General features: G+C 69.3%; 22 protein-coding genes. 10 read left to right on the forward strand and 12 right to left on the reverse strand.

Annotated elements, in window-relative coordinates:
- A complete protein-coding gene (locus tag ACSFA2_RS09890) occupies window positions 1-375 on the reverse strand; it encodes a DMT family transporter (protein ID WP_435455497.1) in 375 nt (124 codons plus the stop codon).
- Between the two features lie 101 nt (window positions 376-476).
- Window positions 477-1,613 (reverse strand): murein transglycosylase A, encoded by a 1,137-nt coding sequence (mltA, locus tag ACSFA2_RS09895; RefSeq protein ID WP_435455156.1) that lies wholly within the window; start codon window positions 1,611-1,613, stop codon window positions 477-479.
- On the opposite strand from mltA, the gene ACSFA2_RS09900 reads away from it, so the two are divergent.
- Window positions 1,612-1,758, forward strand: a complete 147-nt coding sequence (locus ACSFA2_RS09900) for a hypothetical protein (protein ID WP_435455157.1) — start codon at window positions 1,612-1,614, stop codon at window positions 1,756-1,758. The genes mltA and ACSFA2_RS09900 overlap by 2 nt on opposite strands.
- Before the next feature lie 251 nt (window positions 1,759-2,009).
- Window positions 2,010-2,657 carry a YiaD family glycine zipper/OmpA-like lipoprotein gene (locus ACSFA2_RS09905; RefSeq protein WP_435455158.1) on the forward strand — a complete coding sequence of 216 codons (648 nt, stop codon included), beginning with the start codon at window positions 2,010-2,012 and terminating at the stop codon, window positions 2,655-2,657.
- Between the two features lie 6 nt (window positions 2,658-2,663).
- Here ACSFA2_RS09905 and ACSFA2_RS09910 read toward each other — a convergent pair whose 3' ends face one another.
- The 4 genes from ACSFA2_RS09910 to ACSFA2_RS09925 form a co-directional block, all read right to left on the reverse strand.
- Complete coding sequence (locus ACSFA2_RS09910; RefSeq protein ID WP_435455159.1) at window positions 2,664-3,290, reverse strand: response regulator transcription factor; 627 nt, start codon at window positions 3,288-3,290, stop codon at window positions 2,664-2,666.
- Window positions 3,291-3,297: 7 nt separating this feature from the next.
- On the reverse strand, window positions 3,298-5,316 hold the full coding sequence (locus ACSFA2_RS09915) for a two-component system sensor histidine kinase NtrB (protein WP_435455498.1): 2,019 nt from the start codon (window positions 5,314-5,316) through the stop codon (window positions 3,298-3,300).
- Window positions 5,317-5,392: 76 nt separating this feature from the next.
- Window positions 5,393-6,208 (reverse strand): carbon-nitrogen hydrolase family protein, encoded by an 816-nt coding sequence (locus ACSFA2_RS09920; protein ID WP_435455160.1) that lies wholly within the window; start codon window positions 6,206-6,208, stop codon window positions 5,393-5,395.
- Entirely contained in the window at window positions 6,205-10,254 is a 4,050-nt protein-coding gene (locus ACSFA2_RS09925) for a YhdP family protein (protein ID WP_435455161.1), read from the reverse strand. Before ACSFA2_RS09925 ends, ACSFA2_RS09920 begins: the two co-directional genes overlap by 4 nt.
- Window positions 10,255-10,278: 24 nt before the next feature.
- Between ACSFA2_RS09925 and glnE the strand changes: the two genes are divergently transcribed.
- Entirely contained in the window at window positions 10,279-13,065 is a 2,787-nt protein-coding gene (gene glnE / locus ACSFA2_RS09930) for a bifunctional [glutamate--ammonia ligase]-adenylyl-L-tyrosine phosphorylase/[glutamate--ammonia-ligase] adenylyltransferase (protein ID WP_435455162.1), read from the forward strand.
- The gene (locus ACSFA2_RS09935; RefSeq protein WP_435455163.1) at window positions 13,049-14,113 is read left to right on the forward strand and encodes a septal ring lytic transglycosylase RlpA family protein; all 1,065 of its coding nucleotides are present in this window, start codon (window positions 13,049-13,051) and stop codon (window positions 14,111-14,113) included. The genes glnE and ACSFA2_RS09935 overlap by 17 nt, the downstream gene beginning before the upstream one ends.
- Window positions 14,114-14,116: 3 nt before the next feature.
- Here ACSFA2_RS09935 and ACSFA2_RS09940 read toward each other — a convergent pair whose 3' ends face one another.
- The 3 genes from ACSFA2_RS09940 to ACSFA2_RS09950 all read right to left on the reverse strand — a co-directional run bounded on the left by ACSFA2_RS09940 (window position 14,117) and on the right by ACSFA2_RS09950 (window position 16,447).
- A complete protein-coding gene (locus tag ACSFA2_RS09940) occupies window positions 14,117-14,575 on the reverse strand; it encodes a carboxymuconolactone decarboxylase family protein (protein WP_435455164.1) in 459 nt (152 codons plus the stop codon).
- A 75-nt stretch (window positions 14,576-14,650) separates the two neighbouring features.
- Window positions 14,651-15,532: an RNA polymerase sigma-70 factor gene (locus tag ACSFA2_RS09945; RefSeq protein ID WP_435455165.1), complete on the reverse strand. Its 882-nt coding sequence runs from the start codon at window positions 15,530-15,532 to the stop codon at window positions 14,651-14,653.
- Between the two features lie 57 nt (window positions 15,533-15,589).
- Window positions 15,590-16,447, reverse strand: a complete 858-nt coding sequence (locus ACSFA2_RS09950) for a ferritin family protein (protein WP_435455166.1) — start codon at window positions 16,445-16,447, stop codon at window positions 15,590-15,592.
- A gap of 618 nt (window positions 16,448-17,065) precedes the next feature.
- Here ACSFA2_RS09950 and yajC point away from each other — a divergent pair.
- The 4 genes from yajC to ACSFA2_RS09970 all read left to right on the forward strand — a co-directional run bounded on the left by yajC (window position 17,066) and on the right by ACSFA2_RS09970 (window position 22,782).
- Window positions 17,066-17,398 carry a preprotein translocase subunit YajC gene (yajC, locus tag ACSFA2_RS09955; protein ID WP_435455167.1) on the forward strand — a complete coding sequence of 111 codons (333 nt, stop codon included), beginning with the start codon at window positions 17,066-17,068 and terminating at the stop codon, window positions 17,396-17,398.
- Between the two features lie 41 nt (window positions 17,399-17,439).
- A complete protein-coding gene (gene secD / locus ACSFA2_RS09960; RefSeq protein ID WP_435455168.1) occupies window positions 17,440-19,323 on the forward strand; it encodes a protein translocase subunit SecD in 1,884 nt (627 codons plus the stop codon).
- Between the two features lie 12 nt (window positions 19,324-19,335).
- Window positions 19,336-20,289, forward strand: coding sequence for a protein translocase subunit SecF (gene secF / locus ACSFA2_RS09965; protein WP_435455169.1), 954 nt, complete (start codon window positions 19,336-19,338; stop codon window positions 20,287-20,289).
- Between the two features lie 135 nt (window positions 20,290-20,424).
- Window positions 20,425-22,782 carry a DUF1631 family protein gene (locus ACSFA2_RS09970; protein ID WP_435455170.1) on the forward strand — a complete coding sequence of 786 codons (2,358 nt, stop codon included), beginning with the start codon at window positions 20,425-20,427 and terminating at the stop codon, window positions 22,780-22,782.
- 30 nt (window positions 22,783-22,812) lie between these two features.
- Here the strand turns inward: ACSFA2_RS09970 and ACSFA2_RS09975 are convergent, their stop codons facing one another.
- The 3 genes from ACSFA2_RS09975 to ACSFA2_RS09985 form a co-directional block, all read right to left on the reverse strand.
- A complete protein-coding gene (locus ACSFA2_RS09975) occupies window positions 22,813-23,328 on the reverse strand; it encodes a Smg family protein (RefSeq protein ID WP_435455171.1) in 516 nt (171 codons plus the stop codon).
- A 78-nt stretch (window positions 23,329-23,406) separates the two neighbouring features.
- Entirely contained in the window at window positions 23,407-24,555 is a 1,149-nt protein-coding gene (dprA, locus tag ACSFA2_RS09980; protein WP_435455172.1) for a DNA-processing protein DprA, read from the reverse strand.
- 24 nt (window positions 24,556-24,579) lie between these two features.
- Entirely contained in the window at window positions 24,580-25,785 is a 1,206-nt protein-coding gene (locus ACSFA2_RS09985) for a LysM peptidoglycan-binding domain-containing protein (RefSeq protein WP_435455173.1), read from the reverse strand.
- 162 nt (window positions 25,786-25,947) lie between these two features.
- On the opposite strand from ACSFA2_RS09985, the gene def reads away from it, so the two are divergent.
- Together def and ACSFA2_RS09995 are read left to right on the forward strand one after the other, a co-directional pair.
- Window positions 25,948-26,469 (forward strand): peptide deformylase, encoded by a 522-nt coding sequence (def, locus tag ACSFA2_RS09990; RefSeq protein ID WP_435455174.1) that lies wholly within the window; start codon window positions 25,948-25,950, stop codon window positions 26,467-26,469.
- A complete protein-coding gene (locus ACSFA2_RS09995) occupies window positions 26,466-26,954 on the forward strand; it encodes a hypothetical protein (RefSeq protein WP_435455175.1) in 489 nt (162 codons plus the stop codon). The genes def and ACSFA2_RS09995 overlap by 4 nt, the downstream gene beginning before the upstream one ends.
- Window position 26,955: the final 1 nt, after the last annotated feature.

The following is a 26,955-nucleotide window of genomic DNA, read 5'->3' on the forward strand; positions in this document are numbered from 1 at the left end:
TCAGGCCCGGCTGAGAACGACGACACCGACCAGGATGATCGCGATGCCGGCGATCCGGCCGGGCGTCAGCGCCTCGCCGAAGATCTGCCAGGCCAGAACCGCTGCGATGACATAGCCCATGGACAGCAGGGGGTAGGCCACGGTCACATCCACGCGCGTGAGCGCCACGATCCACAACCCTGCACTGAGGAAGTAGCAGCACAGCCCGGCCAGGATCCAGGGGTGCTGGGCGGCCTGCATCGCGGCGTTCAGCACCGAACTGCCGCTGGTCAGGGACATGCCCTGCAAGGTCCTGGCGCCGGCCTTCAACATCAATTGGGCACCGGAGTTCAACAGGACACCGGCGAAGATCACCAGAAAGGTGGAAAAGGTCATGGAGGCGGGGGTTTTGATGGTCAACGCCATCATGCGCGGACCCCGGCCATATTCTGCAACACTTGTGAAAAAGTTAGTGCAAAAGTTGTCAACTAGGGAAACTATTTAGGCCAAAAGGCCCACAGCCTTAAGGTCTGGTTCACCGTCGCGGCCAGCCTTCCAGCCTCCGGCCCGGTTCCCGCGAAGTAGTCGGCCCGCACCGCGCCGAGGATGGCGCTGCCGGTGTCCTGCGCCACCACCAGCTTCTGCAGCGCCACCGTCGGCCCCGGCGAGGCCAGCCAGACGGGGGTGCCGTACGGGATGCTCTCGCGGTCGACCGCGATCGATCGCCCGGCCGTCAGCGGCACGCCCTGGGCGCCGCGCGGGCCGAAGGCGGCGTCGACCTCGGTGAGCGCCTCTTCGCGGAAGAACACGTAGCGCGGGTTGCTCCACATGAGCTGCGGCACCCGCTGCGGGTTCTGGGCGACCCAGGCCTTGGTGTCGTCGGGCCAGCGGCTCACGCGCGTCGCGCCCTGGCTGACCAGCCACTGCTGGATGCTGCGGTAGGGCTGCTCGTTGGTGGCGGCGAAGGCCGCGCGCACGGTGCGCTGGCTGCCGTCGGCCTCGGTGATGCGCAGGCGCCCCGAGCCCTGGATGTGCAGCATCATCGCGTCGACCGGGTCGGCCATCCAGGCGATCTCGCGGCCGCGCAGCGCGGCCTGCGCCTCGGGCATCGTCTCGATCTGCTGGCGCGTGTACCAGGGGCGGCGCGGCACCAGGCCGGCGGGCGGCGCGTACAGCGGCACGTTGAACTGCGCCGTCGGCTGGCGCGTGGCGTCGTAGATCGGCTCGTAGTAGCTGGTGAGCTGGCCGTCGCTCTGGCCGGTGAGCGACTCCACGCGGTAGGGCTGCAGCCGCTCGGTCATCCACTGGCGCTGCGCGTCCGGCTCGGCGATGGCCAGGCGCCGCACCTCCGGACACAGCGGCGCGAAGGCGGCATTGGGGCGAGCGCAGTTGCTCACCATCGCGTCCCAGCCCTCGTGCAGTTCGTCGTCGGCGAAGCCCGGCAGTTCGGACCACGCCACCGGCACCCAGCGGCTCTTCGGATGGGTGAGCGGGCCGGTCAGCGGACCCAATGTCGGTGGTTGAGCGTTCGTGGGTGGCGTCGCTGGTGCGGGCGGCAGGCGTGTGCCGGTCGAGCAGGCGGCCAGCATTGCTACGATCGCCAACCCAACCAGCCTCCGGAGTCCTTGTGTCATGGGCCTGATTCTCCTTGAAGCGTTCGGCGCGCTCGTGCTGCTGGTGTTCATCGTGTGGTGGACCATGTTCTCGGGACGCAAGGGCGGCGAGATCGACGAGCCGCACACCCGGGACGGCCCGGACGACGGGGGACCGCGCGGTTGAATGTCACGTTTTCCCTGTCGGGCGATGGCTCAAGGTATCGTGGGGTAACAGATGGATTGCTCCTTTTTCAGGAGCAATAAACGCTGCTGCGACGAGGCATTCGAAGGGAGTGTTCGTTCCTCATGATGATGCGACGGGTGGGGTCGCCGGTCGCGAACCGGGCGGTCAATGACCATAATCCGACCACGTTCCGCAGCCATGGCGCCAACGCGCCGTTGCGGTGTAGTACTCATCGATCGAAGGGAAACCCCATGAAAAAAATCGTCCTCTCCACCGCCGCTTTGGCCGTCCTCCTCACCGGCTGCGCCGGCGGCATGACCGACACGCAACGCAACACCGGCATCGGCGCCGGCGCGGGTGCGCTGGGCGGCGCGGCCATCGGCGCCATGACGGGCGGCCGGGCCGGCACCGGTGCCGTGATCGGCGCCGGCGTGGGCGCACTGGGTGGCTACCTGTGGTCGCAGCGCATGGAAAACCAGAAGCGCGAAATGGAAGCCGCCACCCGCGGCACCGGCATCGGCGTGACCCAGACCGCCAACAACGAGCTGAAGCTGGCGATCCCGAGCGACGTGTCCTTCGACACCGGCCGCTCGGCCATCAAGGGGAACTTCGCGCCGGTCCTCAACCAGTTCGCCAACGGCCTGCGCAACAACCCGAACGCCGAAGTGCGCATCATCGGCCACACCGACAGCACCGGCTCCGATGCCATCAACAACCCGCTGTCGGTGGACCGCGCCGCCAGTACACGGGACTACCTGATCGCCCGCGGCGTGCCGTCGACGGCCTTCCGCATCGAAGGCCGCGGCTCGCGCGAACCGGTCGCCGACAACAACAGCGATGCCGGCCGTGCCCAGAATCGCCGCGTCGAGATCTACGTCGGCGAGCGCCCGCAAGGCTGATCGCGCTCAGAGCCCTCTGAGCAGGTTGGCCAGTTCCACGGCCGACTTGACGGCCATCTTCTCGAACACGCGCGCGCGGTGGACCTCCACCGTGCGCACGCTGATGGCCAGCTGATCGGCGATCAGCTTGTTCGGCAAGCCCTCGACCACCAGCCGCATCACGTCGCGCTCCCGTTCGGTGAGTTCGTCGATGTGCGCGCGCAGGGCGGCGCGCGTGGCTTGCGCCTCGACGGCACGCAGCGACGCGCCCAGGGCCTTCTCGATGCGGTCGACCAGCGCGTTGTCCGAAAACGGCTTCTCACAAAAATCGAAGGCCCCGCGCTTGACGGCATCGACGGCGGTCGGCACGTCCGCATGGCCGGTGAGGAAGATCACCGGCATGCTGTCCAGCAGGCCCCGTTCGGCCAGCCGGTCGAACAGCACCAGCCCGCTGGTGCCGGGCATGCGCACGTCCAGCAGCAGGACGTGCGGTTGCGGCGGCAGCGACTGGCTGTCGAGGTAGGCCTCGAACGCATCGGCGCTGGCGAAATGCTCGCTGGCCAGGCGGCGTGAACGCAGCAGCCAGGCCAGCGCCTCGCGCACGCTGGCGTCGTCGTCCACGATGAAGATCAGGCCGTCGATGAGGGGTTGCATGGGGCGTTCAGGCGATCGGTAAGGTGAAGCGGAAGATGGTGCCGCGCGGTTGGTGAGGCTCATGCATCAACACGCCGCCGTGCTGCTCGACCACGGTGCGGCACAGGCTCAGGCCGAGGCCCATGCCATCGGCGCGGGTGGTGAAGAAGGGCGTGAACAGGCGCTCGGCCACTTCCGGGGCGATGCCGCTGCCGATGTCGGCCACGGAGAACTCGAGCCACCGGCGCAGGTCGGCCGGTGCATCGGGTGCGCCAATGCGGCCGGCGCGCGCCACGCGCAGCGTCAGCACGCGCTCGCGCAGCTCCGGCATGTCCATCGCCTGCATCGCGTTGCGGGCCAGGTTGAGCAGCACCTGCTCGACCAGCGTGCGGTCGCACAGCACGGTGGGCAGCGCGTCGGCCAGCACCAGGTCGATGCGCACCCCGAGCTTGCGCGCCTGCAGCCGTACCAGCGGCAGCACCGCGTCGATCAGCGCTTGCGGCGCCACCGGCTCGCGGGTGCGGTCGCGTCGCCGCACGAAGTCGTGCACGCTGCGGATCACCTGGCCGGCGCGGTCGGCCTGTTCGGCGATGCGCCGCACCGCCATGGCCACCTCGGCGCCGTCGCCCATCGCACCCTGCAGCAGGTTCAGCGAGCCGCTCGCGTAGCTGGCGATGGCGGCCAGCGGCTGCGTCAGCTCGTGGCTCAGCAGCGAGGCCATCTCGCCGACGGTGGCCAGCCGGGCGCTGGCCTGCAGTCGCTCCTGCGTGGCGCGCGAGAGCTCTTCGACGCGGCGCTGCTCGCTCACGTCGATGAAGGCGCTCATCCATCCGGTCTGCACGCCGTGCGCGTTGATCAGCGGCGCTTCGAAGATGAGCACCGGGAAGCGCGAGCCGTCCTTGTGCATGAAGACCGACTCGAAGCCTTCGCGCGGTGGCATGCCGCCGGCCAGCCGCAGCGTCTGGCGCTTCTGGTATTCGTGCGCCAGTTCGGTCGGCCAGTAGGGTGCTTCGCCGGTGCCGGCCTGGATCAGCGCCTCGGCGCTGAAGCCGACCATTTCGCAGAAGGCGGGGTTGACGTAGGTGATGCGGCCTTGCAGGTCGCGCGCGCGCAGGCCGGTGATGACCGAGTCCTCCATCGCCTTGCGAAAGGCCAGCGCGTCGGCCAGTTCGTTTTCGGCGCGCAGCCGGCGCCGCGTGTCGCGCGCAAGCAGCACCAGCACCGACACCAGCGCGATCGAGATGGCCGTGACCAGGCCGGTCAAGAGGTTGGGGAACACGTCCGGCGCCGCACGCCAGCCGTCGACGCGCAGCACCAGTGCCGCGCCGGGCAGGTCGATCAGCTGCTGCGTGCTGAACACGCGGCTGCCGCTGCGCCGCGCGGTGCCGACCGATGCGAGCCGCGTGCCGTCGGGCTCGGTCAGCGACACCTCCTGGCCCCGCCGCAGCGTCGGTGCGACCAGCTCGATCAGCACGTCGCGCAGCGTGTACGTGGCGATCAGGTAGTCGCCGCCTTCGGTCGGCAGGCACAGCTCCATCACCTCGATGCCGCCGCTGTCGGGCAACGCGACGTAGTGGCTTGGCGAATAGGCGGCGCCATCGGTCTTGCGGGCCGAAGCGCAGGCCAGCGCGACGTCGGACTGCGCGCTGCGACGGCTGTCGTCGTCGAAGTGGCGCACGCGGTAGGGCGTGTCGACGGCCGCCACCGTGCGCAGCGTGCGGTCGCGCCATTCGAGGCGCAGCCACTCGCGGTGTCCGCGCATCAGTGCCGTCGACTCGGTGGCCCAGCGTTCGGGGTCGAGCCCCGGGGACTGCAGCGCGTGCAGGCTCTGCACGTTGCGCTGCAGGCCGGTCCGCAGGTCGGCGGCGGCGTCGGCCGTGTCGCGGTCGAGCGCGGCCTGCACCTGCTCGGCTTCGTGCCGGCCCGCCAGCCACACGACGGTGACCAGCAGGGCAGACACCAGCACCGCCAGCAGCACCCACAGAAACCAGCGCTGCCAGACCGAGCGCAGACTCAAAAAGGCCTGCCCGCCGACGCGGATCGCCAGCCGCGTGGCGAGGTTCTCGCGCGACGGGGCCGAGCCGGGTGAGTCGAAGGGCGGTGCGGACACGTCTTAGGGTCGGCTAGAGCACGGCGTGCGACAGTGCCGGCAGCTGTGCGCGCGACGCGGCCGTGCGCTCTGCGTCGATGTCGAACAGCACCACGCCTTCGCCCGTCGCCTGCTGCGCGACGACCGTGCCCCAGGGGTCGACGATCATCGACTGGCCCCAGGTCTGGCGGCCGTTCTCGTGCAGGCCGCCCTGTGCCGGCGCCACGACCCAGGCGAGGTTCTCGACCGCACGCGCGCGCAGCAGCAGCTCCCAGTGCGCGGCGCCGGTGGTGTGGGTGAAGGCGCTGGGCACCAGCAGCAGGTCGGCCCCCTGCCTGGACAGCGTGCGGTACAGCTCGGGGAAGCGCAGGTCGTAGCAGACCGACAGCCCGATGCGCCACGAATGGCCGTCGCGCGAAGGCAGGTCGAAGTGCACCGGCTCGCTGCCGGGCACGATGACGCGGCGCTCGTCGAAACGCTCGCGGCCGTTGTCGAAGAAGAAGAGATGGATCTTGTCGTAGCGCGCGACGCCATCGCCCGACGGCGCATAGACCAGCGAGCTGTTGAAGACGTGCTGGTCGTCGCCGGCCTCGAGCGGCAGCGTTCCGCCGACGATCCACAACCCGAATTCGCGCGCCGCCTCGGCCAGGAAGCGCTGCACCACGCCGTTGCCCTGCTTCTCGCGCAGGGCGAGCTTGTCGGTGTCCTTCGCGCCCATGATGCAGAAGTACTCGGGCAGCACCGCCAGCTCGGCACCGGCCGCCGCGGCTTCGGCCAGCAGCGCGTGGGCGCGCGCGAGGTTGGTCTCGCGGTCGATGGCCGAGACCATCTGCAGGGCAGCGACTTTCATGGCGTGATCTCCTTGGCCAGCGCATCGCGCGCGGCCGGCAGCGCGCGGCGCGGCACCTTGGTGATCTTCGGGTCGGTCCACGTGCCCTCGATCTGAAATTCCTGCGTGGCCGCGGCCGCCAGCGGCTTGCTCAGAAGCGCCTGCGCGAGGAAGGTGCTCAGGCCGATCAGCGGGTTGATGGCGGTGGCCACCAGCGCGGCGGTGCCGGCGCTGATCTCGGGCACGACCACCACGCGCAGGTTCTGCGTCTCGTGGGCGATGTCGGCCGAGCCGTCCATCAGCACCGCGGCGTTCACGCCCTTCATCTGCAGGTTGTTGGTGCTGGCCACGCCGTTGGCGATCTTGGCGTCGCCGCGGACGAAGTCGAAGGCGAAGCCCTCGCTGAAGATGTCGCGGAAGTCGAGCGTGAGCCGCCGTGGCAACGCCTGCAGACTCAGCACACCCAGCAGCTTGGCCAGGCCCGGGTCGGCCTTGAGGAACTGCCCGGTCGCCACGTCGAGGTGCACCTGGCCGTTGAGGCTCGGGTAGTCGAGCGACAGCGGCGAGCCGCGCCAGTCGACCGAGCCTTCGAGCCGCCCGCGCCCGCGGCGGATCACGTCCTTCATGTTGAAGCGGCCCAGCAGCGCGCCGGCATCGGTGACGTCGAGCGTGAAGTCCATCGCCGTGCGGCGCTGCGCAGCCTCGGTGCCCGACCAGCTGCCTTGCGCGGTGAAGCTGGCCTCGGGCATCGTGAAGGCGAGCTTGTTGAGCCGCCACTCGCGCTGCGCACCGCCGCGGTTGACCGCAACGATCTCGGCACGGCCCAGGTGCCGGCCGAGCAGTTCGAAGTCGTCCACCACGATGTCGAGCGCGGGCAAGGTGCCCGGCTGTTCGTCGAGCAGCGACTCGACGTTCTTCGCCTCGCTGGCCGCGATCTTCAACCGCGACAGCCGCGCATAGATGCGGCCGTCCTGCGCCTGGCGGTATTCCATGTAGCCGCTCAGCTCGGAGGCGTCGACGTTGGCGCGCCACAGGGCGCCGTCGCGCGAGCCACCCAGCACCACGTCGTGCAGCGTGCGCCCGCCGCCGATGTCCAGTGCCCGCGCGCGCACCGCGATGGCGGTCGGCAGGTAGGGCGAGGGCTCGGCGCCGTTGCCGACGCTGTCCCCGGCGTTGACAGCGCTCCCCGTCGCTTCGCCGACGAGCGATTGCCAGGCGGGCAGATTGAAGTCGTCCAGGTGGAAGGTGGCCTGCACGCCGCGCGTCGGTGCGGCGGGCGTCTCGCCGGCCGGCATGCCCACGCCGATCGCGCCTTGCAGCACCCGCGCCTCGGCGCCCCCCAGGTCGCGCACGTAGAAGGCCGAGGCGACGTTGCCGAGTTCGACCGAAATGCGGTCGTGCAAAAAGGGCGGCGCGCCCGCACGGGCTTCGCGCAGCACCACCTTCTTCTCGACCAGCAGCGGCAGCGACGCATCGGCGGGCTTGGACAGCGGTGCAGGCAGGTCGAGTCCCAGTCCTTGCAGGTTGCTGGAGATGGAAAACTCGGGCGTGCCGTCGCGCACCGACAGCGTCGCGGCGTAGGCCGTGCCGCCGCTGGCCTTGGCCGCCAGACGCGGCAGCCAGTCGATCTCGCGGGTGGCGCGCAGCCCTTCGGCCGTGATGCTGCCCTGCGCGCGGAAGCTCATCTCGGACGACGCGCCGGTGGCATAGCGGCCGCGGCCTTCGACGCGGGTGTCGCCGCCGGCGATGCGCCCCTGCACGCCATTCAACTGGAAGCCGCTTTCGGTGAAGCTCAAGCTGCCGCGGGCCTGGCCGACGACCGGCGCGTCGGGCGCCAGCTGCAGGTCGTTGCCGCCGAGCACCACGCTGGCCTGAACCTTGGTCTTGTCCATGTTCTCCAGCGGCAGGTCGAGCTTGAGCTGGTAGTCGGCGTTCCCGGTGGCGCGGATCGCGGCGACCGAGGCGGCCACCTCGCCGGTCAGCGGCGCACCGGCCTTGAGCAGCTCGCCCAGCGGCCCGCGCGCCTGCGCGTCGACCCCGAGCATCGGTGCCGGGTGCGCCATGTCCTCGATCTGGACGTCGGCCTTCGTCACCTCGATGCCCGGTGCGCCCACGATGCGACCCCGCGCGTTGCGCACCCGCATGCCGTTGCGCTCGAAGATCAGGTCGCCCGACACGCCGGTGAGCGCCGGCCACGCCAGCGTCTTGCCCGCCGTGGCCAGGGACGGCGGCGCATAGGCGTAGTTCACGTCGCTCACCTTGGCGGCGATGCGGAAGTCGCCGTCGCGCGGGTCCGGGAAGGGCACGTCGTGCAGGTCGCCACGCACCCGGAAATCGACCGTGCTGGCCACGCCCCTGGTCACGCTTTCCTGCACGTAGCTGCGCGTGTGCTTCGGAATTTCCAGCGGCAGGTAGCGGTGCACGCGGGTCCCGTTGGCACGGGTGAGCTGGCCCTGCAGGTCGAGCACGCCGGGGTAGCGCGACTTGCTGCGCGAGGTGGCCGGGTCGCTGGTGCGCCAGGTGGCGCGGGCTTCGCCGGCGGCGTCGGCGTTCTCGAAGCGCAGCTCGCTCACCTGCAACTGGGCCTTGTCGCCGTCGCGCTTCCACTGGAGCTGGGCCGAGAGCTGGTCGATGGGAATGCGCGGTTCCTCGAACACGCCCGGGAAGTCGAGCGCGCCCTGCGCGATGGCCAGCGTGGCCTTGCCGCCGTCCTGGGTGGCGTCGAAGCTGATGGCGGCGCCGCTCAGGCCGGGCGTTCCGGTGTGTGGCGCCGGCGCGGGTTGCGAGGCCAGGCTCAAGGCGCTGACGCTGCCGCGGGCCTTGTACTGGTGCGGGTCGCCGAGGGCACCCTGCCAGCTGGCATCGATGTGCTCGACCACGCCGCGCGGCGCGTAGGCGGCGAGCACGCGGTGCGTGGTGTCGCCCAGCGGCAGGCGTGCGGCGATCAGGCTCAGCGCGGCCAGGTCGAGCCGGTCGGCGCGGAAGGCACCGCGCTCGGGCGTGCGGCCCTGAACGGGGGTGTGCTGAAACCACAGGTTGCCGCCGGGCCAGCGCAGACCGTCGGCGGTGTCGAACTGCAGTGCCGTCGTTGAGAACTCGAGGGTCTGGTCCTTCACCTGGCCCGCCACGCGGCCCGTGACCGCGCGCAGCACCAGCGGCTCGAGGGCGGCGTCGAGCGAGGCGTCGATGCGGTCGAGCGCCAGGTCGACCGCGCCGCCCACGACCTGTCCGTCGCGCACGTCGGCCCAGGCGCGCAGGCCGCCGCGGCCGTCGCGGATGCGCGCGTCGAGCGACACGTAGTTGCCGAGCCGGCGCACGTCGATGTGCGGCAGCTCGGCGTACAGCTGGCCGGCCCAGCGCTGCCAGTTGCCGCGGCGCACCGACAGGAGCGGCTGGCGGAATTCGCCACGCAGGGTGAAGCGGTCGCCCCAGCCGGCAGGCGGTGTGGCGTCCAGACGCATCGCGTGGCGGCGGCTGCCGTTGCGGGCGATGAAGCGCACATCGGTCAGCAGCAGCGGCTCGGCGCGGCGGCGCTCGTCGGTCCAGCGCACCGTGCCGCCTTCGATGACGAACTCGCGCTGGCCGAAGAACCAGTCGGCGGCATGGGTGTCGCTGCCGCCGGTGTCGCCCGACATGTCGAGCCCGGCCACGTGCAGCTTGCCCAGCGCGTCGAGCCGCACGTCGAGCTGCGGGTTCTGGATGTAGAGCTGCACGAAGCTCAGACGCCACAGCGAACGCGGCGACACGCTCGCGACCACGCGTGCCAGACGCAGCGCCTCGCGCCCGCTGGCGTCGCGCACGACCACGTCGTTCAACTCGAAGGTGGGGAACAGGGTGCCAGATTTCGCACCGATGGCGCCGATCTGCACCGGTACCCCGATGATCCGGCTGGCTTGTGCTTCGACGAAGCCGCGGTACTCGCCGATTCGCGGCACAATCCAGCCGTGTAGGACCACCACCGACACCGCGAACAAGAGCCACGCAGCGATCAGCACACCGAGCAGCCACTTCGCCGAGACAGCGGTGATCTTGAGCAGCCGTGAAGGGTGAGTCGCCGTGTCGTTCATTGAGGATCGCGCTGTGCAGGAATTATGACCCCCAGCCTCTCGACAGGTTCCGATCCGACCGATGCCCTTGCGCATCCCTCGCCTGCCGCCGAGACGCCGCAGTCCACGCTGCCGTTGTCGTCTCATTCGCGCTTCGTGCAGCGGCTGCGCCGACGCTATGCCGACGAGTTGCACCTGCTGCCGGCCGGTGCGCCGCTGCGTCCGGCCATGGCCCAGGCCTACGATCAACTGCGTGCCCGCGGCGACAGTGCCGCCGATGCGCTGCGCATCGTCCGCCAGCTGGTCATGGAACGGCTCGTCACGCTCGACTGCGACGCGCAGGCGCCGCTGGCCGTCGTCACCACGGCGGTCACGCAGCTGGCCGAGTTCGCGCTCGACATCGCCTGCACCGAGAGCGCGGCCGAACTCGACGCGCGCCACGGTGTGCCCATCGGCCCGGACGGCCGCCGCGCGCAGTTCTGGGTCGTGGGCATGGGCAAGCTCGGCGCGCGCGAACTCAACGTGTCGAGCGACATCGACCTCATCTATCTCTACGACCAGGACGGCGAAACCACCGGCGATGCGGCCGGCCGCGGCCGCATCTCGAACCACGAGTACTTCGCCCACGCGGTCAAGCGCCTCTACGCGCTGGTCGGCGAGACCACCGAGCACGGCTTTGTCTTTCGCGTCGACCTGGCGCTGCGGCCCAACGGCAACTCGGGGCCGAGCGTGGTGTCGGTCGATGCGCTCGAGGAATACCTGCAGGTGCAGGGCCGCGAGTGGGAGCGCTTCGCCTGGATGAAGAGCCGCGTGGTCGCGCCGGCCTCGGTCGTGGTCGACGGCTCGGCCCAGGCACTGCGCAGCGTGGTGCTGCCCTTCGTCTTCCGCCGCTACCTCGACTACAGCGTGTTCGATGCGCTGCGCACGCTGCACCGCCAGATCCGCGAACAGGCGCTGCGCCGTTGCGCCGGCCGGCCCGAGCGGGCCAACGACGTGAAGCTGTCGCGCGGTGGCATCCGCGAGATCGAGTTCACCGTGCAGCTGCTGCAGGTGGTGCGTGGCGGCCAGTTCCCCGAACTGCGCACGCGGCCCACGCTCGACGCGCTGCAGCGGCTGGCCCGCGCCGGACTGATGCCGCAGGAGACGGCCGACACGCTGGCCGCGGCCTACACCTTCCTGCGCCGTGTCGAGCACCGCATCCAGTACCTGGACGACCAGCAGACCCATGTGCTGCCGGTCGACGACGAGGATGTGCGCTGGATCGCCCGTTCCCTCGGCCTGGCCGACAGCTGCGTCTTTCTGGCCGAACTCGACAGCCACCGCGAGTTCGTGGCGCAGGAGTTCGACAAGCTGCTGGGCGGCGACAAGCAATGCGTCGGCTGCAACGGCAAGACGAAGCTCGAGCCACCGATCGACCTGAACGACCTGATCGCGCAACTGCCCGCGGCCTTCGGCGCGCGCATGGAGCGTTGGCGCGAAAGCCCGCGCATCCTGGCGCTGCGCGACGAGACCCGCGCCCGGCTGCGGCAGCTGGTGCGCCGCACCGGCCACTGGATCCAGGCCGCCGACGGCGACGAGGCCGGCGCGCAGCGCACCGAAGCCGCGCTGCGCTGGGCCGACTGGATCGAGCCGTTGCTGCGCCGCGAAAGCTACCTGGCGCTGCTGGTCGAACGTCCCACCGTGCAGGAGCGGCTGCTGAGATTGCTCGGCGCGGCCAAGTGGCCCGCGCGTTACCTGATGCAGCACCCGGGCGTCATCGACGAGCTGGCCAGTGATGAGATGCTGGCCGGTCGCTTCGACGCGGAGGAGTTCGAGCGCGAATTGGAGATGCGCCTGGCCTCGCTGCGCCGCACCGGCGAAGACGACGAGGAGCGCCTGCTCAACCTGCTGCGCCACGCGCACCATGCCGAAGTCTTCCGCACCCTGGCGCGCGACGTCGACGGCCGCATCACGGTCGAGCAGGTGGCTGACGACCTGAGCGCCATGGCCGACACCGTGCTGCGCGTCACCGCGCGCTGGTGCTGGCCGCATGTGCGCAACCGCCACCGCGAGACGCCGCAGTTCGCCATCATCGGCTACGGCAAGCTGGGCGGGAAGGAGCTGGGCTACGGCAGCGACCTGGACATCGTCTTCGTCTATGAAGACGACGACGAGCGCGCTGGCGAGGTCTATGCCGCCTACGTGCGCAAGCTGATCAACTGGCTCACCGTCAAGACGCGCGAGGGCGACCTGTTCGAGATCGACACCGCGCTGCGGCCCAACGGCAACTCGGGCCTGCTCACCACCAGCTTCGCCGCCTACGAAAAATACCAGTTGGGCCGCGGCGGCAACACGGCGTGGACCTGGGAACACCAGGCCATGACCCGCGCCCGCTTCGTACTGGGCGACCCCGCCCTGGGCGAACGCTTCGACCGCGTGCGCGACGCCGTCATCTGCGCGCCGCGCGACCGCGAGGCACTCAAGGCCGAGATCGTGGCGATGCGCAACAAGGTGCGTGCGGCGCACCCGGTCAAGGCCGGGCGCTTCGACGTCAAGCACAGCCCGGGCGGCATGGTCGATGCGGAGTTCGCCGTGCAGTACCTGGTGCTGTCGCAGGCCTGCCTGCATCGCGAGCTGGTGCCGAACCTCGGCAATATCGCGCTGCTGCAGCGCGCCGAGGCGACCGGGCTGCTGCCCGACGACGTCGGCCGCAGCGCGGCGGCTGCTTACCGCGAACTGCGCCGCGTGCAGCACCGCGCCCGGCTCAACGAAGAGCCCACGCAGGTGCCGCTGCCCGGCCTGGCGCCGGAGCGCGAAGCGATGCTGGCGCTGTGGCATGCGGTCTTCGGTTGATCGGATGACACCGGGCCGCGGCCCCGCTGCGCTGGCCTTGATCGGCGCGGCCCTGGTGCTGGCGGGCTGTGCGAGCGGCCCCAAGGGCGGGTCCTTCGGTCGCGACGGTGCACCGACGAGCCCGCCCTCCAACCTCAGCGCCGTGCCTGACGCCGAACCGCGCGTCGAGCCCGTCCGCGGCAGCGGCGGCACCAGCAAACCGTACACCGTGCTCGGCCGCGCGTACACGCCGATCACCGACGACCGGCCGTTTCGCGAATCGGGCCTCGTCTCCTGGTACGGCACGAAATTCCACAGCCAGTCGACCGCCAGCGGCGAGCCCTACGACATGTACGCCATGACGGCTGCGCACAAGACGTTGCCGCTGCCAAGCTACGTGCGGGTGCGCAACCCGGCCAACGGCCGCGAGGTGATCGTGCGGGTGAACGACCGCGGCCCGTTCCACGACGGGCGCGTGATCGACCTGAGCTACACGGCGGCGGCCAAGCTCGACCTGCTGCGCGGGGTCGCGCCGGTGGAGATCGAGCGCCTGACGAACGAGGACATCCGGACCGGCGCCTGGCGCCGTGGCGGCGACACGATGTTGGCGGCGGCGCCGCCCGCGGCACCGATCGTCAACACGGCGGTGTCGGTGCCGTCCGGGTGGGCGGCCAGCGTCGCTGCGACACCGTCCGACGCGACAGCGCAGGCCGTCGTCCCCGCGGCAGCACCGCCGCCTGCGCCGCTGATCGTGACCGAGTTGCCGCCGATGGCGCCGTCACCCATGGCATCGCCCGCCCCGCTGGCCGCCGATGCGCCAACGAACATCGCGCCCGCCGGCTTCTGGGTCCAGCTCGGCGCCTTCCGCGAGCGCGATGGCGCCGAGAACCTGCGCACCCGTGCATCGCGCGGCCTGCCGACGCTGGCACCGCTGCTGCGCGTCTTCAATGATGCCGACACGCACCGGCTGCAGGCCGGTCCCTTCGCCACGCGCGAGGCGGCATCTGCCACGGTCGCGCAGGTGCGCGACGAGTTGCGCATGGCCGCGATCGTTGTCGAGCGACGCTGAAGCCTATTCGATCGGCTTGTCGGCCACCGGCAGGTGCATGCCGACGCCCAGCCGGTTCCACGCATTGATCTGCGCGATCAGCACGGTCAGGTCGACGATTTCGGCGTCGCTGAAAACGGCCTGCAACTGGGCGAAATCGGCATCGCGATCGCCGTGGTGTTCGACCAGGCGGGTGATGCTCTCGGCCCAGTTCAGCGCGGCGCGCTCGCGGGCGTCGTAGAAGCCGACCTCGCGCCAGGTGGCGATGCTGTTGATGTGCTGCCAGGGCGCACCGGCCTTGCGCAGGTCGCGCACGTGCATGTCGAGGCAGAAGGCGCAGCCGTTGAGTTGCGAGACGCGGGTCTGGACGATCTCGTACAGGCGCTGGCCGAGGGTATGAGCGGCGATGGCACCGTTGACGCCGAGCATGGCCTGGTAGGCCTTCGGTGCGATCTTGAACCAGGGGAGGCGGGGGCTGTTCATGGCGGTTTCCTTGTCTTGAAAAGTGATGACACCCTCAAGACGCGCCAGCCTCCGCGTTTGTGACGTGCCTGACGCTCAGCGTGAAAATTCCGCGGCGATCCGCGCCAGCTTGTCCGGGTTGCGCTGGGCATGGATGCGCGCGATGCGCTCGCCGTCCCACTCGATGCTCTGCACCGACTCCAGCAGGCCGTCGACCCAGCGCAGCAGGCCGGGCGCGCCGTTCACGTTGGCCACTTCCACACGCACCGCGCCCGGGAAGCGGCGCGCCACCGCGAAATAGATCTGCGCCACGCGCTGGCCGCCGACGACCGGCTGGCCGAAGGACGGCACCTTGCCGCCGCCGTCGCTGACGATCGCCACGTCTTCCGCCAGCAGGGCCTTCAGGGCGTGGAGGTCGCCCCGCTGTGCCGCTTCGGCGAAGCCGCCGAGCAGGCGCAGGTGGATCTCGCGCGACACGGCCTGCTTGGGGCGATCGTCTTCACGCACCTGCGCCTTCGCGCGGTGCACGAGCTGGCGGCAGGCCGCCTCGGTCTTTCCGAGCGTCCGGGCGATCTCGTCGTAGTCCACGTCGAAGACCTCGCGCAGCAGGAAGGCGGCGCGCGCTTCCGGCGTGAGCCGCTCCAGCACCACAAGGAAGGCCATCGAGAGGTCCTCGGCGCGGCCCAGCAACTGCTCGGGTGTGGCCGGCCCGTCGCTCACGAACGGCTCCGGCAGCCAGGTGCCGACGTAGTGCGTGCGCTGCGCCTGGGCGGATCGCAGCCGGTCGATGGCGATGCGCGTGGTCACGGTGACGAGCCAGGCCTCGGCGCTGTCGAGGGCGTCGTGCGCGGCCTCGTTCCAGCGCAGCCAGGCGTCCTGCACCACGTCTTCGGCCTCCGCCACCGAGCCCAGCATGCGGTAGGCGATGCCCTTCAGGCGCGGGCGGTGGCGGTCGAAGGCGAGGGTGGCGGCGTCCATGGGGCGATGATGGCATCGCCCGCGTGCGGTCGCCGTCGCTGCCGAGGCCTGATGGGCTCAGGCGCCCTGGTATTCCGGCTTCGGGCCGAGCGAGGCGGCCAGTTCCTTGCGGTACTTGTTGAGTTCCTGCACGCTCTTGAAGCTGCGGTTCATCAGCAGGCTGAGGTTGTGCAGGATGCGCTCGCCCACCTTGGTTTCCCACGCCGCGTCGAACTTGATCTGGTGGTCGAGCCAGTGCTCGAGCCAGTCCGGGTCGGGCATGCGACTCTGGATGGTGTCGTTGGGGAACAGCGCCTTGCTGACGTGCAGGTTGGTCGGGTGCAGCGCCTGGGCGGTGCGGCGCGCGCTCGCCATCAGTACGCCGACCTTGGTGAAGGCGGCGCGGGCCTCGTCGCCGAACTTCTCCATGGCGCGCTTCATGTAGCGCAGGTAGGCGCCGCCGTGGCGCGCCTCGTCCTGGCTGAGCGTGGTGTAGATGTGCTTGATCACCGGCTCGGTGTGCCATTCGGCGGCGCGTCGGTACCAGTGGTTCAGGCGGATCTCGCCGCAGAAGTGCAGCATCAGCGTCTCGAGCGGCGGCGCCGGGTCGAAGTCGAAGCGGATGTCGTGCAGTTCCTGCTCGGTCGGCGCGTGCTGCGGGCTGAAGCGCTTGAGGTATTCCATCAGCACCAGCGAGTGCTTCTGTTCCTCGAAGAACCAGATCGACATGAAGGCGGAGAAATCGCTGTCGTGCCGGTTGTCGCGCAGGAACATCTCGGTGGCCGGCAGTGCCGCCCATTCCGTGATGGCGTTCATCTTGATCGTCTGCGCCTGTTCGTCCGAGAGCTTGGCGCCGTCGAACGATTGCCAGGGGATGTCCTTGTCCATGTCCCAGCGGACGGACTCGAGCTGTCTGAAGAGTTCTGGATAAAGCATGGTCGTCCTTCGTGAGCCGGCGCATTTTAGTGTCGCGATGTGACTGCGCGAACCGGCTTCAAAGCCATGAGACTAAGCGCCCCGGCCGGGGGTGGCGTCATCCACCCTGAGTCTTGCAGGGTCGGACGGCACGCCGCGTGGCGAAGCAATTGGTCACAAAACCCTCGCGCGACATCGGGAACCCGATTCCTCGACCGGTGCTCATACCGGCTCGTGCTCTTCAGGAGCCCACTGTTTTCATGTTGCGAGGTCTTCGTGGCGCTGTCATGGTGCCGCGTTGAAATCCCGGAGCGATTCTCCTCCTCCTCCCTCCCTCCCCTCCTTCGCCCGGGGCGCCTCGCAACATTTTTGTCTTCCCGACGAGCCCGTTCCGGGCTCGTTCCTGCCTCCTCACGCTGCGCTTGTTCTTGCCCCCCCCGCGGAGGGGCAACGTGTCGCAGCGCCTCCGGAATGCCCCGAGGCGTTCCGCGGGGAAGGTCCCGATGCGCTGCGCCCCGCCGAATACAATGCGCGATGCTGCGCGCGGCCCCCTGCTGCGCGCCGTGGTCGCCCATCGTGGCCACGCAGGCGCGAACCCCGTCCGCGCTCTTTCTACTCTCTCTTCTGCTGGAGACTCTCTTGTTCATTTCCTCTGCTTTCGCCCAGACCGCACCGGCTGCTTCCGGAGGCGGCGACATGCTGTCCTCGCTCGGCAGCATGCTGCCGCTGGTGCTCATGTTCGTGGTGCTGTACTTCGTCATGATCCGCCCCCAGATGAAGCGCCAGAAGGAAGCGCGGGCCATGGTTGAAGCGCTGGCCAAGGGCGACGAAGTGGCCACGGCCGGCGGCTTGCTGGGCAAGATCACCTCGGTGGGTGACCAGTATCTCGGCCTCGAGATTGCCGGCGGCGTGGAAGTCAAGATCCAGCGTACCGCCGTGGTCCAGGTGCTGCCCAAGGGCGCCATCAAGTAAGTTGTGTCAGTCCATGCGGCACTGCCGCACAAAGCGCGATCATGAACCGTTACCCGGTCTGGAAGTACGCGATCATCGTGATCGTGCTGCTGGTGGGGCTCGTCTATGCCCTGCCCAATTTCTTCGGCGAGGCCCCTGCGGTGCAGGTGTCGGCGGCCAAGACGACTGTGAAGGTCGACGCGGGCACGCAGGCCCGCGTACAGGAAGCGCTCAAGGCCGGCGGCCTGACGCCCGACATGATGACGCTGGACGCCACCTCGGTGCGCGCCCGCTTCGCCACCACCGACGACCAGCTCAAGGCGCGTGACGTCCTGCAGCGCGCACTGGTGCCGGACGCCAGCGACCCGCCCTACGTGGTGGCGCTCAACCTGGTGTCGCGTTCACCGACCTGGCTGACGGCGCTGCACGCCTTCCCGATGTACCTGGGCCTGGACCTGCGCGGCGGCGTCGACTTCCTGCTGCAGGTCGACATGAAGGGCGCGATCGACAAGCGGGCCGAGGCCTTCGCCGGCGATCTGCGCACCAGCCTGCGCGACAAGAACATCCGCGGCAGCGCGGTGAGCCGCAACGGCCAGACCATCGAGGTCCGCTTCCGCGACGCGGCCAGCCTCCAGGCTGCCAAGCAGCTGGTGCAGGACCAGTTCACGGACCTTTCCACCGTCGACAGCCAGGAAGGCAGCGACTGGAAGCTGACCGCCTCGATCAAGCCCGAGGCGGCCCGCCGCCTGCAGGACGCGGCGCTCAAGCAGAACATCACCACGCTGCACAACCGGATCAATGAACTCGGCGTGGCCGAGCCGGTGATCCAGCAGCAGGGCATCGACCGCATCGTCGTGCAGCTGCCTGGCGTGCAGGACACGGCCAAGGCCAAGGACATCCTGGGCCGCACCGCCACGCTCGAGATGCGCCTGGTCGACGAGTCGACCGAAGGCCGCGCGGCGGAGCTCGGCAACGGACCGGTGCCTTTCGGCTCCGAACGCTTTCTGGACCGCGAAGGGCGAGCCATCATCGTCAAGAAGCAGGTGCTGGTCACCGGCGAGAACCTGACCGACGCGCAACCCGGCTTCGACTCGCAGACCCAGCAGCCCAAGGTCGATCTGACGATGGACGCGAAGGGTGGCCGCATCATGCGCGACGTCAGCCGCGACAACTTCAGGAAGCGCATGGCGATGCTGATCTTCGAGAAGGGCAAGGGCGAAGTGCTCACGGCCCCCTCGATCAACGGCGAGCTGGGCAACCGCTTCCAGATCTCCGGCTCGATGAGCGTGGTGGAAGCCGCCGACCTGGCGCTGCTGCTGCGCGCCGGCTCGCTGGCCGCGCCCATGGAAATCATCCAGGAACGCACCATCGGCCCGAGCCTGGGTGCCGACAACATCAACAAGGGCTTCAAGAGCGTGATGTACGGCTTCATCGCCATCATGGTCTTCATGTGCGCCTACTACGCGCTGTTCGGCGTGTTCTCGTCGATCGCGCTGGCCGTCAACTTGCTGCTGCTGGTGGCGATCCTGTCGATGCTCCAGGCCACGCTCACGCTGCCGGGCATCGCCGCCATGGCGCTGGCCATCGGCGTGGCGATCGACTCCAACGTGCTGATCAACGAGCGCGTGCGCGAGGAGCTGCGCAACGGTGCCTCGCCGCAGGCGGCCATCCACGCCGGCTACGACCGCGCCTGGGGCACCATCCTCGACTCGAACGTGACGACGCTGATCGCCGGCGTGGCCCTGCTGGCCTTCGGTTCCGGCCCGGTGCGCGGCTTCGCGGTGGTGCACTGCATCGGCATCGTGACCTCGATGTTCTCGGCCGTGTTCTTCTCGCGTGGCCTGGTGAACCTCTGGTACGGCGGCAAGAAGAAGCTCAAGACCGTGTCGATCGGCACGGTGTGGCGGCCCAAGACCGACGGCACGGCCGTGGTCGAAGCGAAATAAGGGGCGCAGGCCATGGAATTCTTCCGCATCCACAAGACCATCCCGTTCATGCGCCATGCCAAGGTGCTGAACATCATCTCTTTCGTGACCTTCGCGCTGGCGGTGTTCTTCCTGGCCCACCGCGGGCTGCACCTGTCGGTGGAGTTCACCGGCGGCACGGTGATGGAGGTCGCCTACCAGCAGTCGGTCGACGTCGGCAAGGTCCGCGAGACGGTCGGCAAGCTCGGCTACCCCGATGTGCAGGTGCAGAACTACGGCACCTCGCGCGACGTGCAGATCCGCCTGCCGGTGCAGAAGGGCCAGACCTCGGCGCAGCAGAGCGCGCAGGTGATGGACGCGCTCAAGGCGGTCGAACCGACCGCCGTGCTGCGCGGCAACGAGTTCGTCGGCCCGCAGGTCGGCGAGGAGCTCACCACCAATGGCCTCAAGGCGCTCGCCATGGTGGTGATCGGCATCATGATCTACCTGGCCTTCCGCTTCGAGTGGAAGTTCGCGCTGTCCACCGTGTTGGCCAACCTGCACGACGTGGTGATCATCCTGGGCTTCTTCGCCTATTTCCAGTGGGAGTTCTCGCTGGCGGTGCTGGCAGCGGTGCTGGCGGTGCTGGGCTATTCGGTGAACGAATCGGTCGTGATCTTCGACCGGATCCGCGAGAACTTCCGGCGCTACCGCAAGATGAGCACGGTCGAGACGATCGACAACGCGATCACCTCGACCATCAGCCGGACCATCATCACCCACGGCTCGACGCAGCTGGTGGTGCTGTCGATGTTCTTCTTCGGGGGGCCGACGCTGCATTACTTCGCCCTGGCGCTGACCATCGGCATCTGCTTCGGCATCTATTCGTCGTGCTTCGTGGCCGCGGCGATCGCCATGTGGCTGGGGGTCAAGCGCGAAGACCTGATCAAGGCGCCGCCCAAGCGCGACGGCGACCCGGACGATCCGAACGCCGGCGCCGCCGTCTGATCGACCCCGACGTGGTCAAATCGGCCATTCCCATACGCCGTTCGGGTAGCCGAGCATGGTGCGCACTTGTGCAGCGCGTCAGACCCGGGCAAGCTCGCAGGGTCCGATGACGTTTACTTGCAATCCTGACTTTTCATGAGCACTGCGCGGCCTCACGCCATCTCCCTGCAAATCGCGCGCGAAACACGCGAGCGCTTCGTCTCCGCCACCGTCGCGGCGATCGAGCCGACCGAGCAGGCGATCCGCGAGCGGCTCACGTCGGCGGCGAATGCGATGGGCAGTGCCCGTGACATGCAGAACTGGCGCGACGATTTCCTGTCTTTTCAGGGCCAGGGCGCGCGCTGGGTGACGGCGTCGCAGGTCGCCTGGCGCAAGACGCTGGGCGTGGCGGTCGCCACCGGCAACTCCAATTCGCTCCGGCTGGAGCTGATGGGCGACGACGTCGTCGAAACCACCATCCTGTCCTCCCGGCTGGCGCAGGCGATCCAGGGCAAGGCGAATTTCGAGATCAACGACCTGCGCCTGCGCGTGCAGTATCTGGAAGACGGCGTCGAGCTCGACAGCAAGGACGTGCTCCGGCCCGAGGCCCTCGCCAAGGTGCTGGTCGAGCAATGGCTGGCGGTCGGCCTGACGCGGGTGCTCTGGACCCGGGTGCAGGACGTGATCGAGCGCCAGATCGTCGAGGCCACCGCCGAGGCCTACAAGGCGGCCAACACCTACCTGATCGACAAGGGCGTCATGCCCGAGATCGACCTCAAGAGTTTCGTCAAGCGCACCGGCGCGTCCGGCTCGGGGGCCATGCCGCTGGGTGGCGGCAATGGCGGCGGCTTCCACGGTGGTCAGGTGGCCACCGGGACGCAGCACTTCACGCCGGGCATGGGCGGGGCCGGCATGACGGGCGCCATGCAGGGGCGCCCGTCGGGCGGGAGCGCCGCCGGCAATGTGCTGGGCGCCACCGGTGGCACGCCCTTGCTGATGGCCCGCCAGCGCGCCCAGGGCGTGCTGATGAACCTCAAGCGCTTCGTTACCGCCCGCATCGGCGGCGACTTCTCGCAGCAGCGCGGGTCCGCCGGCCAGGGCGCCGTGGCCGGCGGCGGTGGCGTGCTGGTGCCGCAGGCCTTCGCCGCCGCCATCGCCGACGCTGGCGCCGCCTACCAGGCCGCGTCGTCCCAGTACGTGGTGGGCAACGATGCCACCGCCCTCCAGCACAGCGCCGCCGACCTGCGCCGCCGCAGCAGCGAACTCAAGCGACGTGCGCCGACCACGGCCGACAAGGCCACGGTCGAGATCGTGGCGCTGATGTTCCAGGCCATCCTGGCCGAGGAGCGCATTCCCTTTTCGGCGCGCGTCTGGTTCGCGCGCCTGCAGATGCCGGTGCTGCGGGTGGCGATCGCCGAGCCCGAGTTCTTCGGCACGCTGCAGCACCCGGCGCGCATGCTGATCGACCGCATGGGCTCGGTCGTGATGGGCTTCGACGCCGCCGCCATCTCGGGCAGTGCGCTCGAGGGCGAGATCCGCCGCGTGGTGCAGGTCATCGAGCAATACCCCGAGACCGGCCAGCGCGTGTTCAAGCTCGTGTTCGACGAATTCGTCGCCTTCCTGAACAAGTACCTGACCCAGAGTGACACCACGCAGCGCGTGATGAGCGTGGCGCAGCAGGTCGAGCAGAAGGAGACGATGGCGATCCAGTACACCATCGAGTTGCGCAAGATGCTCAACGACATGCCGGTGCGCGACGAGATCCGCGAATTCCTGTTCAAGGTGTGGGCCGAGGTGCTGGCCATCGCGGCCCTCAAGTACGGCGCGCAGGACGACCAGACCGTCACGCTCAAGCGCGCGGCGTCCGAGCTGGTGTGGGCCGCCAGCGCCAAGCCCAACCGCAACGACCGCACCCGTGTGATCCAGGACCTGCCCAAGCTGCTGCAGCGCCTGCGTGCCGGCATGGCCCTGCTCGGCATCGTCGGCGACCCGCAGGAGGCGCATATCAAGACGATCGGCGCCACGCTGTCCGATGCCTTCATGTCCAAGACCGAGGCGATTCCCCAGGCCAAGATCGAGGCGATGGCCGTGCGTCTGGCCAACCTCGAGGACTTCGTCAGCGACGAGGGCACCAGCGACCTGCCGCTCGACGCCGCCAGCATCGAACTGCTGCTGGGCGTCGACGCCGCGTCGATCGAGGTCGTGCCGGACACCGGCGTCAAGGTCGAGGAAGACATGCTGGCGTGGGCCCATGAACTGCAGGTCGGCAACTGGTTCATGCTCGACCACAACAACCGGGCGAGCCAGGTGCAGTTCGTCTGGCGCAGCACGCGCAAGCAGCTGCATCTGTTCGCCTCGGCCGATGGCCGCAGCTTCCTGATCCAGGCCGGTCGTCTGGCGTCCTACCTGCAGGCAGGCCTCCTGGTGCCGGCCGAGGAAGAGACGCTCACGGTGCGCGCCACGCGCGAGGCGCTGGCCAAGCTGGACGCGAACCCGGAGCGGTTGCTGGACTGACGCCTGCCTGGCCGAGTCGGCCGGCAGCGTTCAGTGGGCGATGCGGCCTTCGCGCCCGTCGCACAGTTCGTCGAGCACCAGCGCGTCGGGCTCGATGCCGCTGCTCCAGTGGACCATCAGCAGGATGATCTTGAGCTCGTCGAGCGCCATCGGCTGCTCGGACGTGGCCATGGCGCGTTCGATCACGATCTCGCGCAACGTACCCGACAGCACACCGGCCGCCTCGAGAAAATGGATGAAGCCCAGGCACTCCGCGCCGAGCTGATCCTGCTCGGCGGCGGAGTAGATGCGCATCGCGTCGGCCGAGGGGGCGCGCACGCTGCCGGTGGAGGCGCGAAGCCCGATCGTCACCTCCGACGCATCGACGCCGCGCTCCAGGGGCAGGCCCTGCGTCACTGCGCTGAGTTCGTCGAGCCATTGCAAGGCGGCGCGGATCTCGTCGGCCTCGAAGCCGTGCGCGCTGAGCTTGCGGCTCAGTTGCTCGGGTTCGGGGCACGCGTCGCCGCGCCAGTAGTTTTCGTAGACGAACACGAGCACTTCAAACATGGGTCAATATAGCCCAGCAGCGGCGCTGCGTCCGTGCTGTTGCGTGGATGCTGCGCATCCCGAGGCGTCGATCGTGCGTCAGCCGCGTGCCTGGCGCTGAAAGAGCCCGCCGGGCAGCCGTGCCACATGGTCGGCGAGCTCGAGCTCGAGCAGCAGCGCCTGCAGCCGCGCGGTGGTCTCGCCGGTGCGCGCCACCAGTTCGTCGAGGCCGACCGGATCGAAACCCAGCGAGGCCAGCAGGGCGACCGCCTCGGGCGGCACGGTGAGGTGGTTGTGCGGCGTGCGCGCGGTCGATGTCACGGTGGCTTCGTCCGTCGGCAGCTCCTCCAGCACGTCGTGCACCGACTCGACCAGCTTGGCGCCCTGGCGGATCAGCGCGTGGCAGCCGCGCGACTGCGGCGAGTGGATCGAGCCGGGGATGGCGAACACCTCGCGGCCCTGTTCAGCCGCCATGCGGGCCGTGATGAGCGAGCCGGAGGCCAGCGCGGCCTCGACCACCAGCGTGCCCCGGGTCAGGCCCGAAATGATGCGGTTGCGCCGCGGAAAGTTCTGGTTCAGCGGCGGCGTGCCGAGCGCGAACTCGCTGACGATCAGGCCATGTGCCGTGATGCGGTGCGCCAGCGCGCGGTGGCGTGCCGGGTACACGCGGTCCAGGCCGGTCCCCACCACCGCCACGGTGGTCAGTCGGCCCGGCGCTGCGGCTGCACCGTCGAGCGCGCCCTGGTGCGCCGCACCGTCGATCCCCAGGGCGAGGCCCGACACGATCGGAATACCGGCCTCGACGAAGGCGCGTGCGAAGGCCCTTGCATTCGCCTCGCCCTGTGGCGTCGGGTTGCGGCTGCCGACGATGGCCAGGCTCCGGCCCAGCTGGGTGAGATCGAAGTCCACCGCGCCGAGCAGGTAGAGCATCACCGGCGGGTCGGCCGTCTCGAGCAGCGACGTGGGATACGCGGCGTCGCCCAGCGTCACCAGGCGCCGCACCACGCCGTCGGGTTCGACCTCCTGCAGCCAGCGCAGCGTCAGGCCGATCTGTGCGGCCAGCCCCTCGGGCGCCTGCCGCAGCGCGGTGGCCTGGGCGGGCGTCACGATCTGGCGAAGGGCCGCGGCCGGTTGCCGGAAGATGTTCTCCGGCAGGCCGAAGGCGGCCAGCAACCGGCGTGCCGCGGTGTCACCGATGCCGGGCGTCAGCGTGAGCCGAAGCCAGTCGGCCAGTTCGTCGCGGTCCACGCGGACGGGCGGTGAAGCGTCAGCTCAGGGGTTGACGAGCAGGTCGCCAACCTTCGGCGTGTCGCTGATCTCGAGCACCAGCGCGTACGAGACCCGGTCGAAGGGGCGGAACACCATCAGCAGGCCGATGCGTTCGTTCGGCAGCTTGAGCGTTTCCTTGGCGGCGCCGGTCTTGTCGACGATGGTTTCGCCGTTCTTCAGAATGGCCAGCACGTGTCCGTTCTCGATGCCGTCGCGCAGGCCCTTGTTGATGGCCACCACCTGGTTCTGCGCCGCGAACTGCACCGCGTTGCCGTAGACCGAGACGATGCGGCCCTCGAAGGTGGCTGTCGGCGCGTGGGGCGTGTAGCTGAGCAACTGGCGGGCCGGCTCGGGCAGGAGGCGGTCGCCGGCGCGCATTTCCTCGCGGGCGGCCACGATGTCGATGGTCGCGGGCACGACGGTGGTCAGCTCCTTGCCGCCCTCCATCGAGCGCTCGGTCGATTCGCCGCGCTGCAACTGCGCCTTGCCGAGGTACTGGGCCTCGTAGCCCAGGATCTCGCCGGTGCCCGGGTCCTTCAGCGGCGTCGCGTTGCGGAAGATGCGGAAGGTCTTGATGGGGCCGGCCGTCTCGACCAGGGGCGAATTCGTCTCGCCGCGGGCATAGGCGCGGTCGCCGCGCGCCAGCAGCACGCGGCCATCGTTGCCCGCCACGATGCGGGGCGCGGCCAGCAGCGTGCCCTCGTCCACCACGATGGGTTCGCTGAGGAAGGGTTCGATCAGGGAGGGATTGAGCGTCGGCAGCGCCATGCCCGAGAGGGACTCGTAGCGGGTGCGGGGCGACAGCCGGATCGTCTGGTCGCCGCCCATGCCGCCGCGGCGCGTGCTCAGGCGGGCTCGACCGCCGGTCTTGTCCAGGTACAGCACCTGGCCGGGGTAGATGCGGTGCGGGTTGCGGATCTCGGCGAGGTTCATGCCCCACAGTTCCGGCCAGCGCCACGGGCTGCGCAGGTACAGCCGCGAGATGGCCCAGAGCGTGTCGCCGGACTTGATGGTGTATTCGTCCGGGGCGTTCGGCGCGAGTTCGCTGACGGGAATGCCGGCCTGGGCGGTCTGCTGCGCGGTGGCACGCTGCTGCGGCGTGACGGGATAGTTCTGCGCCAGCGCCGTGCTGCCGAAGCCGATCGCGGCGAGAGTCGCCAGCGTTGCAAGGACGGCCGGCCGCCGGCGATGGATGCGGAGTTTGTTCATGGTTGCTTCGATGGTCACGCAGTCGCCACGCCGGGCGTACGAATCCTCACAATTTGCAACGAATTTTGCGCTGAAGCCCTTGAATCGGCAACGCTTATCGCGTTTGCCGGCGCCGGCACGGCTTGGAATTGGCGAAAATAGCCACAATTTCCTTCCCGTTTCATGGCCAAAAGAACCATCCTGAGCTTCCCCGATCCGCGCCTGCACACCGTGGCCAAGCCCGTGCAGGGCGTGGATGCGCGCATCAAGGCGCTGGTCGCCGACATGCTCGAAACCATGTACGACGCCAAGGGCATCGGCCTGGCGGCCACGCAGATCGACGTCCACGAGCGGCTGGTCGTCATCGACGTTTCCGAAGAGCGCGACGAACCGATCGTCCTGATCAACCCCGAGATCGTGTGGGCCAGCGACGAGAAGGTACTCAACGAGGAGGGGTGCCTGTCGGTGCCCGGCATCTACGACGGCGTGGAGCGCTCCACGGCCGTCCGCGTGACGGCGCTCGATGCCGACGGAAATCCGCAGACCCTCGAGGCCGACGGCCTGCTGGCGGTCTGCATCCAGCACGAGCTCGACCACCTGCTGGGCAAGGTGTTCGTCGAGTACCTGTCGCCGCTCAAGCGCAATCGCATCAAGAGCAAGTTGCTCAAGCAGCAGCGCGAAGAGCTGCGGGACGCCGGGCGGTGACCCGCCGTCGCGCGCTGTCGTTCGCACTGACCGGCGTGTTGCTGGCAGGTTGCATCAGCGAGCCGACCCGCCTGCCGCTGGGAACGACGCGCGCCGATGCCCTGCAGCGCCTGGGCACGCCGACCGCCGTGTACCCGCTCGCCGCTGGCGAACGCCTGCAGTACTCGCGGGCACCGATGGGCACCGAGGTGAACAACGTCGACCTCGACGCCGACGGGCGGGTCGTTTCGATCCGTCAGGAACTCGACCCGGCGCTGTTCGACCGCACCATCCGCCCCGGCGTGTGGCGCGAGGCCGATGTGATGCGCACCTACGGCCGGCCCTTCGAGATCACGCGCGTGTCGTCCTTCGACGGCGTGATCTGGACCTGGCGCTTCAAGACCCTCAACCAGTACCGCCTCCTGCACATCTACATCGACCCGACCGGGGGGGTGGCGCGCTATCACACCGCCGACGACCTGATGCGCGACGTCGATCGCCGATGAG

Origin of the sequence: Variovorax cryoconiti (assembly GCF_051216395.1) — a bacterium.
Taxonomy (GTDB): domain Bacteria; phylum Pseudomonadota; class Gammaproteobacteria; order Burkholderiales; family Burkholderiaceae_C; genus Variovorax.

Coding starts and splice junctions, on each gene's coding strand:
- ACSFA2_RS09890 (WP_435455497.1), bottom strand. CDS start 375: ATGACCTTTTCCACCTTTCTGGTGATCTTCGCCGGTGTCCTGTTGAAC.
- ACSFA2_RS09900 (WP_435455157.1), top strand. CDS start 1,612: ATGGGCCTGATTCTCCTTGAAGCGTTCGGCGCGCTCGTGCTGCTGGTG.
- mltA (WP_435455156.1), bottom strand. CDS start 1,613: ATGACACAAGGACTCCGGAGGCTGGTTGGGTTGGCGATCGTAGCAATG.
- ACSFA2_RS09905 (WP_435455158.1), top strand. CDS start 2,010: ATGAAAAAAATCGTCCTCTCCACCGCCGCTTTGGCCGTCCTCCTCACC.
- ACSFA2_RS09910 (WP_435455159.1), bottom strand. CDS start 3,290: ATGCAACCCCTCATCGACGGCCTGATCTTCATCGTGGACGACGACGCC.
- ACSFA2_RS09920 (WP_435455160.1), bottom strand. CDS start 6,208: ATGAAAGTCGCTGCCCTGCAGATGGTCTCGGCCATCGACCGCGAGACC.
- ACSFA2_RS09925 (WP_435455161.1), bottom strand. CDS start 10,254: ATGAACGACACGGCGACTCACCCTTCACGGCTGCTCAAGATCACCGCT.
- glnE (WP_435455162.1), top strand. CDS start 10,279: ATGACCCCCAGCCTCTCGACAGGTTCCGATCCGACCGATGCCCTTGCG.
- ACSFA2_RS09935 (WP_435455163.1), top strand. CDS start 13,049: ATGCGGTCTTCGGTTGATCGGATGACACCGGGCCGCGGCCCCGCTGCG.
- ACSFA2_RS09940 (WP_435455164.1), bottom strand. CDS start 14,575: ATGAACAGCCCCCGCCTCCCCTGGTTCAAGATCGCACCGAAGGCCTAC.
- ACSFA2_RS09945 (WP_435455165.1), bottom strand. CDS start 15,532: ATGGACGCCGCCACCCTCGCCTTCGACCGCCACCGCCCGCGCCTGAAG.
- ACSFA2_RS09950 (WP_435455166.1), bottom strand. CDS start 16,447: ATGCTTTATCCAGAACTCTTCAGACAGCTCGAGTCCGTCCGCTGGGAC.
- secD (WP_435455168.1), top strand. CDS start 17,440: ATGAACCGTTACCCGGTCTGGAAGTACGCGATCATCGTGATCGTGCTG.
- secF (WP_435455169.1), top strand. CDS start 19,336: ATGGAATTCTTCCGCATCCACAAGACCATCCCGTTCATGCGCCATGCC.
- ACSFA2_RS09970 (WP_435455170.1), top strand. CDS start 20,425: ATGAGCACTGCGCGGCCTCACGCCATCTCCCTGCAAATCGCGCGCGAA.
- ACSFA2_RS09975 (WP_435455171.1), bottom strand. CDS start 23,328: ATGTTTGAAGTGCTCGTGTTCGTCTACGAAAACTACTGGCGCGGCGAC.
- ACSFA2_RS09985 (WP_435455173.1), bottom strand. CDS start 25,785: ATGAACAAACTCCGCATCCATCGCCGGCGGCCGGCCGTCCTTGCAACG.
- def (WP_435455174.1), top strand. CDS start 25,948: ATGGCCAAAAGAACCATCCTGAGCTTCCCCGATCCGCGCCTGCACACC.